The 13,750-nt window shown below is 68.9% G+C and carries 10 protein-coding genes; 5 read left to right on the top strand and 5 right to left on the bottom strand.

Annotated elements, in window-relative coordinates; translation table 11 throughout:
• Positions 1-309 precede the first annotated feature (309 nt).
• Positions 310-822, top strand: a complete 513-nt coding sequence (locus ACWCQ6_RS28885; RefSeq protein WP_451094093.1) for a hypothetical protein — start codon at positions 310-312, stop codon at positions 820-822.
• 333 nt (positions 823-1,155) lie between these two features.
• Positions 1,156-1,653, top strand: a complete 498-nt coding sequence (locus tag ACWCQ6_RS28880) for a phospholipase (RefSeq protein WP_451094091.1) — start codon at positions 1,156-1,158, stop codon at positions 1,651-1,653.
• On the opposite strand, the gene ACWCQ6_RS28875 is transcribed toward ACWCQ6_RS28880, so the two are convergent.
• The gene (locus ACWCQ6_RS28875) at positions 1,581-2,033 is read right to left on the bottom strand and encodes a hypothetical protein (protein WP_451094089.1); all 453 of its coding nucleotides are present in this window, start codon (positions 2,031-2,033) and stop codon (positions 1,581-1,583) included. The genes ACWCQ6_RS28880 and ACWCQ6_RS28875 overlap by 73 nt on opposite strands.
• Positions 2,034-2,454: 421 nt before the next feature.
• On the opposite strand from ACWCQ6_RS28875, the gene ACWCQ6_RS28870 reads away from it, so the two are divergent.
• Positions 2,455-3,330: an alpha/beta fold hydrolase gene (locus ACWCQ6_RS28870; protein WP_451094087.1), complete on the top strand. Its 876-nt coding sequence runs from the start codon at positions 2,455-2,457 to the stop codon at positions 3,328-3,330.
• 267 nt (positions 3,331-3,597) lie between these two features.
• On the opposite strand, the gene fxsT is transcribed toward ACWCQ6_RS28870, so the two are convergent.
• The 3 genes from fxsT to fxsBH all read right to left on the bottom strand — a co-directional run bounded on the left by fxsT (position 3,598) and on the right by fxsBH (position 11,320).
• A complete protein-coding gene (gene fxsT, locus ACWCQ6_RS28865) occupies positions 3,598-7,536 on the bottom strand; it encodes an FxSxx-COOH system tetratricopeptide repeat protein (RefSeq protein WP_451094085.1) in 3,939 nt (1,312 codons plus the stop codon).
• Positions 7,520-8,875: an FxsC protein gene (fsxC, locus tag ACWCQ6_RS28860; protein WP_451094099.1), complete on the bottom strand. Its 1,356-nt coding sequence runs from the start codon at positions 8,873-8,875 to the stop codon at positions 7,520-7,522. The genes fxsT and fsxC overlap by 17 nt, the downstream gene beginning before the upstream one ends.
• A 210-nt stretch (positions 8,876-9,085) precedes the next feature.
• Entirely contained in the window at positions 9,086-11,320 is a 2,235-nt protein-coding gene (fxsBH, locus tag ACWCQ6_RS28855; RefSeq protein WP_451094083.1) for a radical SAM/SPASM protein FxsBH, inactivated beta-hydroxylase extension form, read from the bottom strand.
• 58 nt (positions 11,321-11,378) lie between these two features.
• On the opposite strand from fxsBH, the gene ACWCQ6_RS28850 reads away from it, so the two are divergent.
• Positions 11,379-11,702, top strand: coding sequence for a hypothetical protein (locus ACWCQ6_RS28850; RefSeq protein ID WP_451094081.1), 324 nt, complete (start codon positions 11,379-11,381; stop codon positions 11,700-11,702).
• Positions 11,703-11,819: 117 nt separating this feature from the next.
• Here the strand turns inward: ACWCQ6_RS28850 and ACWCQ6_RS28845 are convergent, their stop codons facing one another.
• Complete coding sequence (locus ACWCQ6_RS28845) at positions 11,820-12,536, bottom strand: hypothetical protein (RefSeq protein WP_451094079.1); 717 nt, start codon at positions 12,534-12,536, stop codon at positions 11,820-11,822.
• A 268-nt stretch (positions 12,537-12,804) separates the two neighbouring features.
• Between ACWCQ6_RS28845 and ACWCQ6_RS28840 the strand changes: the two genes are divergently transcribed.
• Positions 12,805-13,701, top strand: coding sequence for a DUF4231 domain-containing protein (locus ACWCQ6_RS28840; protein ID WP_451094097.1), 897 nt, complete (start codon positions 12,805-12,807; stop codon positions 13,699-13,701).
• The last annotated feature ends 49 nt before the right edge of the window (positions 13,702-13,750 follow it).

The raw sequence follows: 13,750 nt of genomic DNA, 5'->3' as shown, positions 1-13,750 counted from the left end.
ACACCCCCCAGGTCATCGACTTCGACAGGGGGCACACAGCCATACCGGACCCGGAGGCCAGGCGCCCCATTGCGGGGCACGAAAAAGGTAACGGGGGGGGGACGAGGACGATCCCTCCTACGTCCCGGACCCCCGCCCGAGTGGGCGCGAACGGTCGTGATCGGCGACGCGACTCCCGGGAGACGGTGAGACCGCACGGGGCGGGGCGGCCGGTCCGGAGGCCGCCGTCGGGCTCTTCACCCACCCCGGGTACTGTCCGCTTGTTCGAATAGGGCTCCTGGTCAGGGGGCTGCGTGTGGGAGGGACGACATGAGCGGTGCGGGACCGGCCGGGAGTGCGTGGAAGCCGAGCAACGAAGAGGGCGGGGCGCTCGCGGGCCGGTGGTGGAAGTGGGCCCTGTCCGCGCCCGACGACCGCAGCCCGGTCCGGGACACGACGGGCGAGCACGCCGCCTGGAACCAGCCGGACGACCTCTGGTTCCTGGCAGGCACCTACGGCGGCCGGGTGGTGCGGCGCTGCGCCATCCCCTCGGACCGGCCGGCCTTCTTTCCCGTGCTCAACATGCAGCACCCCCGGTCGTATTCGCGGGTGCCCCTGTCCATGACGGTGGTGGAGGCCACGGCATCGCTCAACAGCGTCCCGCTGCCGTTGCAGGAGTTCTCCGCGCCGTTCAGAACGGGGTTGACGCAGCGCTATGCGTGGGGCGTCTGGGGCGGCTTCCCGCCGCTGACCCCCGGTGAGTACGTGCTGGAGATCAGGGCCGGGGCCACGAACGGCTTCTGGGTCGACACGACCTACCACCTGGAGTCGAAGGCCTTCTGACACACCGGCAGTCGTGACGGGTGGCGGCCTTCCGGTGCCCGCCGCCCGGCCCCGATCCATCGAACGGCCTCTCGTGCCCCGACAGGCGACGTTCGCCCCGTCGCGACGCCCGGCACGCACTCTCACCGCACCGCCCGAAAACCCGAGTACACCCAGTACGAGAACTTCCGGCCGACACGCCGAGAGCACGCACCGCACGCCGCTCCTCGACGGGCAAACGCCGCCTGCCGCGGCACTAGGCATGACAGGTACATGGCCTCATGCTGGGGTGACCCCGTGAGGCCACGAGGAACACGGTAGGCCCAACTCGCCACCCGTATCCGGAGGTTGCCCATGCGTAGCCGATTCGCCGCCCCGCTCGCCGCGGTGGCCCTGTCGCTCCCGCTCGCCCTGCTCCCCACCGCGTCCGCTTCGGCCGCCCCCGCGGACAAGCCCCAGGTCCTCAGTTCCTGGACCCAGACGAGCCTGTCCAGCTACAACGCCTGGAGCTCCGCCCGCAACAACCAGGGGGCCTGGGCCGCATACGGCTTCGACTGGTCGACGGACTACTGCAGCAGCTCGCCCGACAACCCGTTCGGCTTCCCCTTCCAGAACGCCTGCGCCCGCCACGACTTCGGCTACCGCAACTACAAGGCCGCCGGCACCTTCTCCGCCAACAAGTCGCGCATCGACTCCGCGTTCTACGCGGACCTCAAGCGTGTGTGCGCCGCCTACTCCGGAGCGAAGCTCACCGCGTGCAACAGCACCGCGTGGACGTACTACCACGCCGTGGACATCTTCGGTGTGACACCGGAGCAGGCGAGCCTCGACGGACTTGCCCGGACCCCCTGACCATCGCCGACAGCCCCTCGGGCGAGGCAGGACAGCAGTTCCCTCGGCGGGCTCGCGTGGGCCGCGCGGCCCACGCGAGCCTTTGCCGCGGTCGCCGGGGGCTTCGGTTCCTTCCACTTCTCGTGGACGGACTTGGCCAGGGCCTTCACCGACCCACCGGACATGGTCGCCAGGACCGACAACTCCCTTAGCGGCACCTCGTGTTCGAGGCCCTCGGGGCCGATCAGACCGGCCATGTGCTCGACGGCGCGCTCGCCGCCGTACGAGAGCAGGCCCTCGTAGACGTAGCCGATCTGCTCGATGTCCAGGGCGCGGAAGCTCAGGGTGCGGACTTCGGCGTTCTTGCCGGTGCCGACGCGGACCTCCTGCACCGTGCGCACTGCTCGCCGGTGCCGTCGCCCTCCTCCTTGGGCTCGGCCAGCAGGGTGGCTCCGAAGCGGCCGAGGGTCGATGGGTCCGCTCCCGCGCCGAGCTGCCGGCGTCATTCGGCTCTGCCCCCCTCGGTGACTCCCGCTGCCGCCCGTGGACACGTGCCCTGTCTCCCACCCGAACGGCGTCGGCGCAGCCCACAGCCCGCAGTGGGGCCCGGAGTCGACGACCGGATCGCCGCAGGTGGTCTCGCCACCGCCCCCGGCAGATGATCCCCCTCGCACCCACCCCGGCCCACCGGGCGGGCGCACTCGCCGAGTGCGCCCACGGTTTCCCAACACACCGTCCTGGTAAGGGCTCTGATGAGTCATCATCAAATTGGGCGGGAAAAGTCGGGCACGCGGTGCCCGCACCATACGGAGGAGGCGCCAAGTGCGTAGTCGGGTGCGCGCGGCGGACGGGCGGCATCTGGTGGTGGAGCGTCTCGGGGATCCCCGCGGCAGACCGGTATTCCTGCTGCACGGAATGCCCGGCAGCAGGCTCGGTCCGGCTCCGCGCGGCATGGTCCTGTACCAGCGCAAGACCCAGCTGATCACCTACGACCGGCCGGGCTACGGCGAGTCCGACCGGCTGCCGGGCCGCTGTGTCGCCGATGCCGTGCAGGACGTACGGGCCATAGCGGACCACCTCGGTCTCGACCGGTTCGCCGTGGTGGGCCGGTCCGGTGGTGCCCCGCACGCCCTGGCCTGCGCGGCACTGATGCCCGAACGGGTGACCCGTACCGCCGCGCTGGTCGGGCTGGCCCCGTGGGGGGCCGATGGTCTCGACTGGTTCGACGGGATGGCCGCCTCCAATGTGCTGGCGTACTCCACCGCGGCAGCCGATCCGGACGGGCTCGCGAAATCGTTCATCTCACGGTCCGCGGTGATCAGGAAGAACCCGGTCCGGCTCATCGACGATCTGCGCCAGGAGCTGACCGAATCCGACCGGCTGGTGGTCAACGACGCCGGGGTCCGCACCATGCTGCTGCGCAACTACCGTGAGGGGCTGCGCACTTCCGCCTGGGGCTGGATCGACGACGCGATCGCGTTCAGCAATCCGTGGGGGTTCGACCCCGCGGACATCACGGGCCCGGTGATGCTGTGGCACGGCGAGAAGGATGTGTTCTCGCCGGTGGGCCACTCCCGCTGGCTGGCCGAACGCATCCCGAACTCCACCGTCGTGGTGGAACCGGCGGCGGCGCACTTCGACGCCCTGCACGCGCTGCCCAGGATCCTGAACTGGCTGCTGGACCCGCCCGCCCGCTGAGCGTCGGGCGGGCGGGTCCAGCCCCTGTCGTCAAACTGCCGTCGTCGCCCGGAGGGCGGCCGCGTGGCGTCCGGTGCGTGCGATCGCAAGGCGCCGGAATGGTCTCGAACGGGGTCTCCCCTGCTCGAACGCAGTTGAGAGCTCGGGGAAGGATCTACTGGGCCATTTCGGCAACGCCGCGAGCGTACGTGCCGGACGCCACGCGGTAGACGGCAGTTCGACGACAGGGCCGAGGAGCGTCCGGCGGCGACCGGACGCTCCTCGGGCTCATACCGCCATCGGTTCCAATTCACGCTCGAACCGGCGCTCGTCCCGGGCGATCCGGGTCATCGGGTGGTCCTCGCCGAGCTGCCGGGACAGCTCCTCGACCGTTTCCGCCCGCAGCCGCATCGCCTCGTCCTTGCGCCCCATCGCATCAAGTGTGACCGCCATGTTCGACACCATGGCCAGCCTCTCCGGGTGGTGTGCCCCGAGGACGCGCCTGAGCTGCCCGGCCACCTTCTGTTCGGTCTCCAGCACGATGTCGAGATTGCCCGTCTCGGCCGTCGCGTTGGCCAGATTCATCACACAGAACAGGGTGTTGGGGTGTTCCGGCCCGTACACCTCCCGCATGGAAGCGACCACCCTGGTCAGCACCCGTTCCGACTCCGCCACCTCGCCGGCACCCAACTGGTAGACGCCGAGGTTGTTCAGCGCGGCGAGGGTGTACGGGTGCTTCTCCCCCGGCACCTTCATGTACTGGTCGACGACCTCCTGCGCGGTGTTCCTGGCCTCGGTGGTCTCGCCCGCCGCGTACAGGTCGGCCGCCATGTTGAGGTCACAGGCCAGCGACTCCGGGTTGGCGGCGGTGTACTTGGCCCGGTACCTGGCACGGGTGGCCACCGTGAGCCTGCGGGCGTCCTCCAGCCTGCCCGCCCGGCGCAGCGACACCGCCAGGCTCTTCGCCGCGCTCAGCGTGCCGGGGAAGGCCCGGCCGAGCGTGGCCTTGTAGCTGTCGTACGTGCGGCTGAGAATGCCGACCGCGTCCTCGTACCTTCCGACGTCCCGCAGGTCGCGGGCCAGGTTCATGGCCGAGGAGAGGCTGTAGGGATGCTCCGCGCCGAGCACCTCGACCCGCTTGTCGAAGACGTCCTGGTCGATCTCCCTGGCCTTGGCGTACTGCCCGATGGACCGCAGGGTGAACGCCAGGTTGTTGGCCGCTGCCAGGGTCCTCGGGTGCGAATCGTGGAAGATCTGGTTGAACCCGTCGGTCGCCTCCGTCGCCAGCTCGATCGCTCTGGTGTACTCACCCAGCGTGCCGAGGTCGGTCGCCAGGCTGCTGGTGCTCATGTACGTGTGCGGGTGCTCCGGGCCCAGGACCTCCTGCTGCATCGCCAGGGTGACCTCGTCGAGTTCCCTCGCCTCCACGTAACGGCCGCGCGAACGGTAGACGTTGGCAAGGTGGAAGCAGAGGTAGAGGTACTGGATGTCCCGCTCCCCCAGCGTCTCCCTCCACAGGACACGCAGATCCTCGCCGAGAGCGGCGGCGGTCCGGAAGTCACCTCGCTTCCAGAGATAACGAACCCGGTCGATCAGCAGCCTGCGGGCTTCGGGCTCCTTGCAGTTGCGGGCATCGGACGGGCCGAGGTGCGGCCAGATCGTGGCGAACTGCGGCCAGCTCGCGGGGTTGTCGATCGGTTCGTTCTCGTCGTCGGGCCGGGCACCCGCCAGGATGCGGTGAACGGCGTGCCGGGCGTCCTGCTGCTCCTCCTCGGTGAGCTGCGCCCGGATGACGGCCTGGACGAGCCGGTGCACCTGGATGGAGTTGGACACCTGGTCGACCTTGGCGAGAGCGAACCGGCCGATCTCCCGGATGACCCGGCCCAGCACCAGCTTCTCCTGGAGCGAGGCGTCGTACGGCTTCAGCGCGTCGATCATCTCCTTGCTGTACAGGAGGTTCCCGGAGATGGGTTCGGGGGCGAAGAAGGCGCAGAGCTGGAGCAGTCGCACCGCTGCGGGCGAGCGTTCCTTGAGCCGTTGGATGGAGATGTTCCAGGTCGCGGCGACCGGCTCCGGGTATCCGGCCGGCTGGTTGAGCGCCAGGACCTCCGGGGCCTGCCGGGCCAGTTGCTCCAGATAGGTGTCGATCGGGGTGGCGGTCTCCGCGATCCAGGCCGCCGCCTGCTCGACGGCCAGCGGCAGGTCACCGACAGCGGTGGCCACCTGGGCGGCGTCCTCGTCGCTCAGCCCCGGGGCCCGGCGCTGAAGGTGTTCGATGGACTCCTCGCGCAGGAAGACATCGACGGGCAGTGCGTCGCCGTGCTGGGACCAGGCCTGGTTCCGCGAGGTGACCAGGATGTGGCCGGAGCCGCCCTGCGGGAAATAGCGCCGCAGCCGTTCGGGGTCGTCGGCGTTGTCGAAGACGAGCAGCCAGCGGTCCGAGGGCACACCGCGCCGCAGCAGGTCGACGGCCTCCTGGGAGGATGCCGCCATGTCGTCGCCGCCCTGGGCGCCCAGCCGGACGGCGAGCTCGGCGAGCGCGGCCACCACGTCGTCGGTCTGCTCGGACGATATCCACCAGACCAGGTCGTAGTCGGCCATGAAGCGGTGTACGTACTCCAGGGCAACCTGGGTCTTGCCGACGCCGCCGAGTCCGTACAGGGTCTGCGGCTGCGGCAGCACGACGGCCATGCCGCCGCCCAGTTGGTCGCGCATCCGTTCAAGAACCAGGGAACGGCCGGTGAAACCGGGGTTGCGCGGCGGGGCGTTCCAGATCCTGGGGACGGTGCCCGGGAATCGCGGTCCGGGCGACACGGCGTCGGTGAGCTGCACGGGCCGGTCCAGGGCGCGCAGCAGGGCTGCGGTGGCGTGCACCTCGTCGAGCCGGAAGAGGTCGACGGGGTTGCGGTCGATGTAGGGCGCGGAGAGCCGTACGTCGCCGACCCTGAGCGGCAACAGATGGCGCCGGCCGCCACCGGGGTCCTCCGCGACGGCCCGGTCCCAGAGGTCCACCGCACGCTGGGACTTGAGATAGGCGCTGGAGAGCAGCACCACGGTACGGGTCGCGTTCTCGGTGATGATTTCCGCCGGTTCCCCGGCCTCCCGCTCTGCGGAGACATCGCGCGGGACGACGCGGAACCCGGCCCGCGTGAGCACGGATTCGATCCAGTCGGCCCACATCCGGTTCTCCGCCACGTAGCTGAGGAAGAGATCGGCGGGCAGCGCGGGCCTGCGCCTGGTGAACGCGTCACGGATGCGCAGCCGCACCTCTTCGCCGACCGGCGGCATCGAGGTGATCTGCTGGTCGGTGATGACGGAGGTGAGCCGCTCGAAGGCGGAGAGCAGGGAGTTGGTCAGTCCCGTCTCGTCGCCGAAGGTCGCGAGGGTCTCCTCGTAGGCGTAGTAGGGGCGGTACGGAATCTCCACCGCGCCCCAGTAGGCGGTGAGTTCGTCACCGGACAGGTCGCGCGGCAGCCGGTCGAACTTGAGGCGGGCCAGCGCCCGTCCGGCGTCGGCCTTCTCCTTCTCGCCCTCGTCGATGCGCATCGGGACAGGGAAGATGGAGATGGGACGGCCGGTGTAACGCTCGGAGATCTGCCGGGCGACGGAGGCGGCGCCGTCGATGGACTGGTCGCTGAGGGTGAAGCAGTCGACGAGGATGTCGGGCAGGTGGACGGTGCAGATGTCGGCGATGTCGCTGAGGCCGGTGCGGCTGTCGATGAGGACGTAGTCGTAGTTGGCCTTCATGTCGTCGCGCAGGGCGTCGAAGAAGTGGCCGCCGCCGAGCCGGTCGTAGAAGTTGTCCCAGTCGAAGGTGGAGACGGTCGCGGAGTACTCGCGGTTCTGCCGTCCGGCGGAGACGAAGTCGAGCGTGCCGCCCTGCGGGAACTCCCAGCCGAGCGCCTCGGGTGTGAGGGACACGGCGTGCGGCTGGATACGGGCGTAGTCGCGGTGCCAGTCGTCGGCGCGCTGGACGGGGCTGGTCGCGGCCCACGCGTACTCGGTGATCAGATCGATGACACCGGTGGTGGCGCCGAGCGTCGACGGGTCGAGGAACGGGTGGAAGAACCGGTGGAGCCCCGGTGCCTCCAGGTCCCAGTCGACGGCCAGTACCCGCTTTCCGTTGGCCGCGAGTATCCAGGCGGTGTTGGCCAGGGCCATGGTGCGCCCGGTGCCGCCCTTGTACGAGTAGAAGGTGACGATGCGCCCGTCACGACCGGCCGTCATCCGTGTCCTCCGCATCCGTCGCAGGGTCGCGTGTCTCGGGAATGTCGTACATCTGCGCCATCGGACCCATCAGCCGTGTCCGTTCGGTGTGTCCGCCGCCGGTGGCGGGCGGGTAGACCGCCGCATGTCTCAAGTACTGCTGGGCCGCCGCTTCGACCACCTGCGGCAGGATCCGCCCGAAGGCGTCCATGCTGGGTACGCCCTTGGCCGCGACGCGGCAGTAGGCGCGCCCCTGACGCATCTTGGTCGGCATGGTCTGTTCGAGCTTCTCGGTCAACTCGGCCTCGAGGGCCCTGCTTTCGGGGTCGTCGCGGTTCCACGGCACGACCATCGTCACCCAGGGGCGGTTCTCGGCGTCGAAGGCGGCGAGCCGCCTTCGACGCTCCTCGTCCTGCAGCGCCCAGCGGTCGACGAGCAGGATCTCCGGTCTGTTGGGGGGCTGTTTTCCCTCCGAGTGCCCGGACTCCTCGTCGAAGGAGGAGATGGTGACCTGGTAGTTGAGGGAGCGCACCAGGTCCTGGGCGACATAGGCCAGGGGGCGGGCGGCGGCCGGGTGGTAAGGGTTCCAGTCCTGCGGATTGTCGCCATAGTACTCGGCGTTGCGCCCATCGGGCAGGTCGTGCCGCGTGGGGGCGGCGATGGTCACCTGCATGGGACGGGGTCCGCCCACTCCACTGTCCGGCGGGCCGAAGGCGCTGGGGGCCAGCCGGTAGTCGACGGGGCGGCCGGTGCCGAGCCGTATGGTGTCGGCGACGGTGACGATGCGCTTGGCAAGTTCGTACACCGCGCGCTCGTACTCTTCCTCGAAGAGCTTGAGCTTGATCAACCCGTAGAGCCCGTCACTGACATAACGGTCTCCGAAATCACGGTGGTTGAACTGTAATCGCTCGGCCGGTCCCGGAAGCTGGCTCGGCGGTACGGGCACCCAGAGCGCCGGGACGATCGCCTCGGCGTTCTGGTTGGAACGCGCCCGGTGATGGATGGCGCGCTGGGCGAAGGCGTACCACTCCTTGCCGCACATCTCGCTCGCGAAGTAGCGCGGCGAAAACAGCGGAACGAACACCCGGCAGGTGGCGAGCGCCTCACCGAGCCGTTCCGACCAGCCTTCGCCGGAGCGTATCTCCCGGTCGACGAACCCCGCGGCCGCACCCGCGGGGAGATCGGTCAGGGCCATCACATGGCCGCAGAGATCCTGGAAGAGCCGCTCGACCCACATATCGGGGTCCGTTCCACCGCCGTATCCCGGCGTATGCGCATAACTCAAGAAGAAGTACGGCCGATGGTCCGCCGCTCGCTGCTGCGTTGTTGCGTGCACACGACCCCCGTCCTGTGTGAGCACCCGCACCCGAGGAGTGATAGTGAATGCGAGCGAATTCATCATTCCGGAGCGGACGTTGCTCCACCCCCATGGCGTTCGGTCATTCAACGCCAGTTTTCAGTCATACGTTCCCAGGTTCCGTCGATCATTCCTTGATCGATTCGGTTCTCCCTCTGTTTCTCCTCGTTGTCCTGTGCGTACGGACGGCCCGGCCGCGTCGGAATGCGGTCCTCAGATCTCTTTTCGCATCCGGTCCAGCAGCCGTTTCCCGTCGATGGTCAGTTCGGCGGCACCTTCCAGAGCTTCGAGAGCCTGCGGTACGCCCTCCCGGTAGCGTGGGTCGAAAGCCCCCAACGCCATCCGTTCATAGGTGTCGGCCAGCGACCGGGAAAACGGAACTGGCTCTTCCTGCCAAGGCATCCGATGTTCCCAGGAGCCGTCCGCCGCGTAAAGATCCGTGACATCCACAAGAGCCCGCAATTCGGCCCGCCGGAAACCCCGCAGCAGAGCGAACGCCAGTTCCTCGGAACTGGCGTCCGGAGCGATCCCCAGCGCGCCGTATCCGTGTCGCCCCACGGCGGGCTCAGCCGGGGCCAGACCGGTCAGCGGGGTGAGGGTGGTGAGACGGCCGGCCATCTCCTCGGTGCGCCCGGGAGCCTTCGTCCCGATGAGCGTCCAGGCTTCACCGATCCTGGCCGCCAGGCCGGCGGCGGCCCGCTCGTCGAGCGCGTCCGCGGCGGGCAGGGAGAAGCAGTCGCGATACGGGTCGAGATCATCGAGCACGAAGCCGGGTGCCGAACCGGGTGTCGGGATCCGGTGCAGTGGCCGCCAGCCGGGACCGGCCGCCTCCGGCCGTACGATGCGGCGCTCCGTCGCGTCGCCGCCTTCCCGCCGGACGAGAAAGCCGTCCTCGGTGGCGCGCAGGAGCGCCGTGCCGCCCTCCCTCTCGTCCGCGATCCGCAACTCGCCGAGGCCGGGGAGGAAGATCCGGCCACCCGAGAAGGGCACCCGTACGAACAGATCCAGGCCGGTCCGCACGACGGCTGCCGCGAGGCACGCCGACATCCGGCGCGTCACCCGCGCGGCCCCGGGCCGCTCGTGGACCAGTTCCATCGCATCCAGCAGCCAGGTGCGTGTGTACGGGTGCGCCAGCACCTCGTTCAGGCCGCGGGCCCCCTCCTCGAACGTTTCGATGTCGGCGGCCAGTTCCCAGGCGGCCTCCCACTGCTCTCCGCCGTGCTGTCCGATGTCGACGTTGAGCAGGGCGAGCAGGGTGCGGGTGAGGTCCTGCTGGGCGGCGACCAGTTCGGCGGGCTCGGTCACCGCGGGGGCGGCGAGGACCGTTGCCGTGCGCGCCTCGATGCCGCGCACCAGGGCGGCCAGATCGGCGCAGTACACGGACGGGTTGTCGAATGCCTCGGACGGCCCCGCGGAGCTGTACCGGTGCGTGTACAGGCCGCCTCCGCAGGAACGCACGACGGGGCATTGCCGACAGGTCTCGCTGGCGCCGGCCAGCCCGAGCTGGCGGGCCCGCACCCCGGGGTGGGACGCGACCTCGTCGAAGGCATGGGTGAAGACGTCGAATCCGGTGGCCGCCGCGCCTTCGTAGGCACTCTTGAGCGAGTCGACCTGCTCCAGCTGGCCGTCGGTCTCGACGACGACGAGGTCTGTGGGGGCGAGGCCCAGGGATTCGGTGAGACTGGGGCCGCCGCTCAGCGTGGACAGCACCGAGGAGAACAGCCGCACCGGTACCGGGCGTCCCCGCTCCTGCCAGTGGTCGAAGACCGTGAGAAGCCAATCGGCGTAGGCGGTGGGGGAACCGTCCGGGCGAGGCGGCGGATCGTCCCAGGTGGCATGCGGGAGGAGGAAGTCGATGAGCGGCGGATCGAGCTCGGCGAGCGCGTCGAGAACCGCACGCGGGTCGTTCCGGATGTCGACGGTGCACAGGAGCCCGAGGTAGAGATGGCGGTAACGCTCCTGCCGGAGCAGCTCGACGGCCTTGAGGACCAAGGGGTGGCTGCTGCGTCCGTCGGCATAGCGGCGGTGCCGGTCGTTGGCGGCCCGGTCACCGTCGAGGGAGATGCCGACCCTGACGCCGAACTCGTCGAACAGGTCGAGATGACGCGGACTGAGCTGGAGTCCGTTGGTGTGGATGCGGAGGTCGAGCTCCGCGACGCCCTCGAAGGCGGAGGTGAGCGCTTCACAGACGCGTCGCAGCCGGGTGAGGCCCGCCATCAGGGGCTCCCCTCCGTGCAGAATCACTGACACGGAGGGCAACGCATGCGTTTTGGCATGCTCGACCAGGCGCTGAGCTGTCCGGAAGATGACGTCGTCAGAGATTGCTTTGGGGCGGGTACGCCAGCTCTGATCGGCGTGTTCGTAGACGTAGCAGTGATCGCAGGCTAGATCGCACCTGCTGTGCACTTTGAGCACGATCTCGCGGAATGGGACCAGGGGTCCTGTCATCCCCTCAGTCTAGCCAGCATGCAACGCGAATCAGAGCGCAGAACTGAAGGTCGACGCCATGCTGTGGCGATCGGTCGAGGCGGAAAATACCCGGCCGACCTTCCTGGTGGCTTCTGCGGTGCGGGTGTCGATCTGGGAGAGCGGCACCGAGTTCTTCTTCGCAGCAGCGAAGGGGCGAGGGGATTCAGAGATCTTCATGGCCGTCCTTGAGGGGAGTTTCCGGATCACGGAGAAAAGCAGCCAGTTTCTGTATGACCACAGTTCCCGGCGGCACGACTTTACCCCCCGGACCCGGCTGACGCACCGCAGTGATCCTTCCTTCACTCCGATGCAGTACAGGACTTACTCCTCCGGCCCGAACAGCCCTCATCACGCCGAGTGAACGGAGGAAACGCATGGGAAACGCAGGGAAAACACGAGAGGGGCCGGCCATGGGCGACGAACCCGGCCCCGCCCGTGCCGCCCCGCGTCAGCACGGCCGCCCATGCCCCGGCCGGCATCAGCCGGCCGTCGGAACGGCCCTGTCGGTCCATACGCCCTTCAGGCAGTCCATGGTCCGCTCGTGGGTGTCGCCCACGACATCCGTGACCCTGACACGCACGTACAGCGACTGGACCCGTTGGGCGAAGGATTCGGAGAACGCACCCACCAGCACCGTGTCATGCCCCCCTACGGCTCCCATCAGGGGGAATCCGGCACCGAACCCGATGAGCCGGAAGTCCTCCCCGACCACGAATCCGGCCTCGGCCAGCTCGGCCACGACATCGGAGACGCTGCTCCACCGCACGTCGTCGGAGCCCTCCGCACCCGGCATGACCACCCCGACGTCCCAGGATTCGATCACGGCCATGTGCTGGCCGCCGTTGAGTATTCCGACGCGCCACGCAGGCGCCCCGGTGGCCAGCAGCCCCTCCGTCCAGGCGGCCCGCCAGCCCAGATAGGGCCTGACCGTGCGCGCGTACTGCGCGCGTGCCAGTACGGCCCCCAACGAGACCGCCAGCAGACTTCCCAGCACCTGCGCGTCGATCAGCTGCAGACGCCACGGCCACTCGGACCGCGCCCCGGCCGGCACATTGCCCCGGACCGCTTCCCAGATGAGCAGTGCGGTCAGCAGGCCGAGGAGCACGAGCGGCGTGACGAACAGCAGAGGACTTCGGCGGATCCGGCGCTGAGCATCGGACTGCGGATCCGCGTTCTCGCCGGATGCCCCACTCATCCCCATCCTCCCGCCGGTCGGCCACGAGACGTGTAGCGGACATCAACACGCCCTGTTACAAGGTCTGTTGGACCACACTGCCACAATGTCCCGGGTCGCACGAGGGGGTATTTCCAGGGACCGAAAAGCACCGCCGGCGGCCCAGGTCCATTGCCGTGCCCGAGGGAGCACCTCTACGCTCGTGCCCCCCATTCAGCTCACCGCACGAGCATGCCCCTCACCGCAGACGGGAGTGAACATGACGGCGCTTCCCGGGCCTCTCCAGAGCATGGTCTTCAGGAACGCCGACCTCCCGGCGCTCTTTCACCACACGGACGAGATAGCCGTCGCCAGGCAGCGCGAGGCCGTCAACACCACTCGGATTCAGCTGATTCTCCTGGTCACGGGGGCCGTACCGGCCGCACTCCCGTGGCACGCGGAGGTGGGCGACTCATTTCAACTCGCCGACGCGGCAGCGGTGTTGGCCTACCTGGGCGTCCTGATCACGACGTACCTCTCCGCCCGGCGCAAAGCAAAGTCGCATTGGCAACTCAACCGCTCGGCCGCGGAGTTCATCAAGTCGATGTGCTGGCGTTACTCGGTGCACGGCTCACCTTTCGACACCAGTACCCAGCACCCCGAGGCGGTGTTCGCGAATCGTCTCGAAGAGGGCCTTCAGGAACTGCGCAAAGTGGGGTGGGTCGACCCCCGCGACCTGACGGCGGATTCGGGCGGGCTGATCACCGACTCGATGCGCGAGTTGCGGGAGAAGGCGTTCACCGTACGCAAGGAGACGTATGTGCGGGACCGCCTCATCGAGCAGCGAAGTTGGTACCGCAGGCGCCAGGAGGTCTCCCGGCGGGCCACCCTGGTCTGGTCGACCGCCATTGCCGCGCTGACCGCGCTCGCCCTGGTGTTCGCCCTGTTGAGGACGTTCTCCGTCGCCCAGTCCTTCGCTGTGACGGGGGCTCTGTCGGCTGCGGCGGCCGCCTGTCTGGCGTGGAGCGAGATGCGCCGGCACCATCCGCTGATCTCGGCCCACTCGTTGGTGGAGCAGGACCTGGAGGCGATGCAGGTGGCGATGGAGACCACGCTGACCGAGCGCCAGTGGCCGGGAGCGGTGTTCGAGACCGAGCGCATCGTCTCGCCGCAGCACACCGACTGGCTCGCCAGGCACCAGATGTGAGGCGCCGCCGGGCAACTGGCTGCCCGGCGGCGGATTCGTGTACGGCACC

The organism is Streptomyces sp. NPDC001880, assembly GCF_053594575.1.
The sequence above is the reverse complement of the archived record's forward strand: the minus strand, read 5'-3'. Positions and strand labels throughout refer to the sequence as shown.

Excerpts from the sequence above, each read along its gene's own strand:
- ACWCQ6_RS28885 (WP_451094093.1), top strand. The coding sequence starts at position 310 with ATGAGCGGTGCGGGACCGGCCGGGAGTGCGTGGAAGCCGAGCAACGAA.
- ACWCQ6_RS28880 (WP_451094091.1), top strand. The coding sequence starts at position 1,156 with ATGCGTAGCCGATTCGCCGCCCCGCTCGCCGCGGTGGCCCTGTCGCTC.
- fxsT (WP_451094085.1), bottom strand. The coding sequence starts at position 7,536 with ATGACGGCCGGTCGTGACGGGCGCATCGTCACCTTCTACTCGTACAAG.
- fxsBH (WP_451094083.1), bottom strand. The coding sequence starts at position 11,320 with ATGACAGGACCCCTGGTCCCATTCCGCGAGATCGTGCTCAAAGTGCAC.
- ACWCQ6_RS28850 (WP_451094081.1), top strand. The coding sequence starts at position 11,379 with ATGCTGTGGCGATCGGTCGAGGCGGAAAATACCCGGCCGACCTTCCTG.
- ACWCQ6_RS28845 (WP_451094079.1), bottom strand. The coding sequence starts at position 12,536 with ATGAGTGGGGCATCCGGCGAGAACGCGGATCCGCAGTCCGATGCTCAG.
- ACWCQ6_RS28840 (WP_451094097.1), top strand. The coding sequence starts at position 12,805 with ATGGTCTTCAGGAACGCCGACCTCCCGGCGCTCTTTCACCACACGGAC.